General features: G+C 72.2%; 5 protein-coding genes. All 5 read right to left on the reverse strand.

Annotated features, from left to right (window positions below):
- On the reverse strand, positions 1-770 hold a 770-nt coding region (gene folP, locus HGA02_RS11655; RefSeq protein WP_425483060.1), incomplete at its 3' end, for a dihydropteroate synthase.
- Positions 771-803: 33 nt separating this feature from the next.
- Positions 804-1,403, reverse strand: a complete 600-nt coding sequence (folE, locus tag HGA02_RS11660; protein ID WP_168679153.1) for a GTP cyclohydrolase I FolE — start codon at positions 1,401-1,403, stop codon at positions 804-806.
- A gap of 25 nt (positions 1,404-1,428) precedes the next feature.
- Entirely contained in the window at positions 1,429-3,483 is a 2,055-nt protein-coding gene (ftsH, locus tag HGA02_RS11665; RefSeq protein ID WP_168679151.1) for an ATP-dependent zinc metalloprotease FtsH, read from the reverse strand.
- A gap of 130 nt (positions 3,484-3,613) precedes the next feature.
- Positions 3,614-4,150, reverse strand: a complete 537-nt coding sequence (gene hpt / locus HGA02_RS11670; protein WP_210728474.1) for a hypoxanthine phosphoribosyltransferase — start codon at positions 4,148-4,150, stop codon at positions 3,614-3,616.
- Positions 4,151-4,167: 17 nt separating this feature from the next.
- Positions 4,168-4,368, reverse strand: coding sequence for a hypothetical protein (locus HGA02_RS21910; RefSeq protein WP_484482049.1), 201 nt, complete (start codon positions 4,366-4,368; stop codon positions 4,168-4,170).
- Positions 4,369-4,374: the final 6 nt, after the last annotated feature.

Raw genomic sequence — 4,374 nt, forward strand, 5'->3', positions numbered from 1 at the left:
CGGTCGCGGGCCAGCGGAGGTGCCGGGGTGCCGTCGGGGCGGGCCAGCAGGTGGCCGAGGAACCGCTTGCGGCTCGCGCCCACGAGGACGGGGAAGCCGTCGGCGACGAGCTCGGGCAGGCGTGCGAGCAGCGGCCAGTTGCTCGCGCCGGGCTTCGCGAAGCCCAGACCCGGGTCGAGCACGACCTGGTGGTCGGCGACGCCCGCCGCGCGCAGCGACGCGACGCGCTGCGCGAGCTCGGCGCGCACGTCGCTGACGACGTCGCCGTACTGGTCGAGGTCGTCCATGACGTCGGCGTGCCCGCGCCAGTGCATCGCGACGTACGCGACGCCCGTCTCCGCGACGGCGGCCGGCATGTCGTCGTCGGCGAGCCCGCCGGACACGTCGTTGACCAGCACCGCCCCGCGCTCGACGGCGGCCCGCGCGACGACCGCGCGCGTCGTGTCGACGCTCACCGCCGCCCCGCGCGACGCGAGCGCCTCGACGACGGGCAGGACGCGCGCGAGCTCGTCCTCGACGGGCACGCGTCGCGCACCCGGTCGCGTGGACTCGCCGCCCACGTCGAGCAGGTCCGCGCCCTGGTCGAGCAGCTCGAGCCCGTGCGCGACCGCGGCGTTCGGCGTGAACCAGCGGCCGCCGTCGGAGAACGAGTCGGGCGTGACGTTGACGACGCCCATGACGAGGGTGCGGCCCACGTCGTGCAGGTGCGCCGGCAGGGGCGCCGGCTGGCGGCGCGGGGAAGCCGTCGCGGTGGCGTCGGGGCGGGTCACGGTGCCGAGCCTAGGGGCGCTGCGCGAGGGGCGTCAGCGGCCGAGGACCAGGCTCATCGCCTCGGCGCGGGTCGCGACGTCGCGCATCTGCCCGCGCACGGCCGAGGTGACGGTGCGCGACCCGGGCTTGCGGACGCCGCGCATGGACATGCACAGGTGCTCGCACTCGACGACGACGAGCACGCCGCGCGGCTGCAGGATCTCGACGAGCGCGTCGGCGACCTGCGACGTGAGGCGCTCCTGCACCTGCGGGCGGCGCGCGTAGACGTCGACGAGCCGCGCGAGCTTGCTCAGGCCGGTGATCCGGCCGTCGGCCCCGGGGATGTACCCGACGTGCGCGACGCCGTGGAACGGCACGAGGTGGTGCTCGCACGTCGAGTACACCTCGATGTCCTTGACCATGACCATCTCCTCGTGGCCGAGGTCGAAGGTCGTCGTGAGGACGTCGGCGGGCTCCTGGTAGAGGCCCGCGAAGATCTCCCGGTAGGCGCGCGCGACGCGGGCCGGGGTCTCGAGCAGACCCTCGCGGTCCGGGTCCTCGCCGACGGCGAGCAGCAGCTCGCGCACGGCGGCCTCGGCACGCTTCTCGTCGTACTCGCCGACCGCGCGGCCGGCACCCGTCACGGGACCGATCGTCGACGGCACGCCGTCGACCACGTCACTCACCGTCCCGGCTCCAGCCGCGCGTGTCCGGCGTCTGCTCGGGCGGGAGCTCGACGACCTTCCGCGCGGGGTTCTCGTCGCCGACGACCGCGGCCTCGTCCTCGGGGATCACCGGGTGGCCGTTCTGCGCGGCCTTCTCGGCCGGGGTGAGGACGGGACCCTGCGTCGAGACGGCCCGCTGCTCGCTCGACAGCCACACGCGACGCGGCGGGCGCTTCACGATGGGCTTGAAGATCTCGGCGAGCTGCTCGGCGTTCAGCGTCTCCTTCTCGAGGAGCTCGAGGACCAGGTCGTCGAGGACCTCGCGGTACTCGACGAGGATCTCCCACGCCTCGTCGTGCGCGCGCTCGATGAGCGCCCGGACCTCGAGGTCGATCGACCCGGCGACGTCCTCCGAGTAGTCGCGCTGGTGGCCCACGTCGCGGCCGAGGAAGACCTCGTTCGACTCCTGGCCCAGCCGGATCGCGCCGAGACGCGCGCTCATGCCGAACTGCGTCACCATCCGGCGCGCGGTGGCCGTGGCCTTCTCGATGTCGTTGCTCGCACCCGTCGTCGGGTCGTGGAAGACGAGCTCCTCGGCGACGCGGCCGCCCATGGCGTACGCGAGCTGGTCGAGCAGCTCGTTGCGCGTCGTCGAGTACTTGTCCTCGGTCGGCATGACCATCGTGTAGCCGAGGGCCCGGCCGCGCGGCAGGATCGTCACCTTCGTGACCGGGTCGGTGTAGCGCAGCGCCGCCGCGACGAGGGCGTGGCCGCCCTCGTGGTACGCGGTGATCTTCTGCTCCTTGATGTTCATGACGCGCGTGCGCTTCTGCGGACCTGCGATGACGCGGTCGATCGCCTCGTCGAGCGCGTGGTCGTCGATGATCTGCGCGTTCTTGCGCGCGGTGAGCAGCGCGGCCTCGTTGAGCACGTTCGCGAGGTCCGCACCTGTGAACCCGGGCGTGCGGCGCGCGACGGCGACGAGGTCGACGTGCGGGGCCATCGGCTTGCCCTGCGCGTGCACCGTGAGGATCTTCTCGCGGCCCTTGAGGTCCGGCGGCTCGACCGCGACCTGCCGGTCGAACCGGCCGGGACGCAGCAGCGCCGGGTCGAGGATGTCGGGGCGGTTCGTCGCGGCGATGAGGATGACGTTCGTCTTGACGTCGAACCCGTCCATCTCGACGAGCATCTGGTTGAGCGTCTGCTCGCGCTCGTCGTGCCCGCCGCCGAGACCCGCACCACGGTGCCGGCCGACCGCGTCGATCTCGTCGACGAAGATGATCGCCGGCGAGTTCTCCTTGGCCTGCTGGAACAGGTCGCGCACGCGGCTCGCGCCGACGCCGACGAACATCTCGACGAAGTCGGAGCCGGAGATCGAGTAGAACGGCACGCCCGCCTCACCCGCGACGGCGCGGGCCAGGAGCGTCTTGCCGGTTCCCGGCGGGCCGTACAGCAGCACGCCCTTCGGGATCTTGGCGCCGACGGCCTGGAACTTCGCCGGCTCGGAGAGGAACTCCTTGATCTCCTGGAGCTCCTCGAGCGCCTCGTCGACGCCCGCGACGTCCGCGAACGTGACCTGCGGCGACTCCTTGCTCACCAGCTTGGCGCGCGACTTGCCGAAGCTCATCACCCGCGAGCCGCCGCCCTGCATGTTCGACATGAGGAACCAGAAGATCGCCAGGATGATGACGAACGGCAGGACGATGCCCAGCAGGCTCGACCACCACGACGTCTGCGGCACCTCGGACGTGTAGCCGTCCGGCAGGTCGGCCGACGCGACGGCGTCCGCGACCGCGGGGCCCTGCGGGACCACGTAGTAGAACTGCACGCGCTCGCCGAAGTTCTCGTCGTCCTTGACGAAGTCCTCGGACAGCGTGAGGTCCACCCTCTGCTGTCCCTCGGTGATCTTCGCCGACTCCGCCTTGCCGTCGGCCAGGAGCTCGAGGCCGTCGGAGGTGTCGATCCGGCTGACCTTCGGGGTGGCGAGCGCGGTCGCACCGATCCAGAGGAGCACGACGGCGAGCACGATCCACAGGATCGGGCCGCGGGCAAGACGCTTGAGGTTCATGGGCGATCGGGGCCAGGCCCCTCATCCTCCGCTCGCAGGGCTGGTGGCCTTCGAACTTACACGGCGATCCTGTGGCAACCCGCGGTGTTCGCCCAGGGCACATCACCGGCCGGGGGCGGCCCCGCGCAGGTCACGCGTAGACGTGCGGCGCGAGCGTCCCGACGAACGGCAGGTTGCGGTACTTCTCGGCGTAGTCCAGGCCGTAGCCGACGACGAACTCGTTCGGGATGTCGAAGCCGACGTAGCGGACGTCGACCTCGACCTTGGCGGCGTCGGGCTTGCGCAGCATCGTCGCGATCTCGACCGACGCCGGCCCGCGCGAGCGCAGGTTCGACAGCAGCCACGACAGCGTCAGGCCCGAGTCGATGATGTCCTCGACGATCAGGACGTGGCGGCCGTGCAGGTCCGTGTCCAGGTCCTTGAGGATCCGCACGACGCCCGACGACTTGGTGCCCGAGCCGTACGACGACACCGCCATCCAGTCCATCTGCGCGGGCGAGTGCAGGCGCCGGGCCAGGTCGGCCATGACCATGACCGCACCCTTGAGGACGCCGACCAGCAGCAGGTCCTTGCCCGCGTAGTCCGCGTCGACCTGCGCGGCGATCTCGTCGAGCCGCGCGTGCAGCTGCTCCTCGGTGAGGAGGACCCGCTCGAGGTCCGCGCCCATGTCGACTGGCTCCACCGTCACCGCTCCTGTCGCTCGTCGTGCACCGGCGGGGCCGGCCCGAGGAGAAGCCTGCCACACGCTCGTGAGGCCGCGACCCCGCCCGGCAGCGGCACCGGACCCTGCCCGTGCCAGTCCGTGAGGAGCGCGTCGACGGCCTGCACGTGCCCCCGATTGAGCGCGCCCGCGGGGCACCCGGCCTGCACGGCTGCGGCCCGCAGCGCCCG

It is taken from the genome of Cellulomonas septica (assembly GCF_012396155.1).
Lineage (GTDB): Bacteria > Actinomycetota > Actinomycetes > Actinomycetales > Cellulomonadaceae > Cellulomonas > Cellulomonas septica.

Bases quoted from the DNA above. Each gene is read 5' to 3' on its own strand.
- ftsH (WP_168679151.1), bottom strand. From the start codon at position 3,483: ATGAACCTCAAGCGTCTTGCCCGCGGCCCGATCCTGTGGATCGTGCTC.
- hpt (WP_210728474.1), bottom strand. From the start codon at position 4,150: ATGGGCGCGGACCTCGAGCGGGTCCTCCTCACCGAGGAGCAGCTGCAC.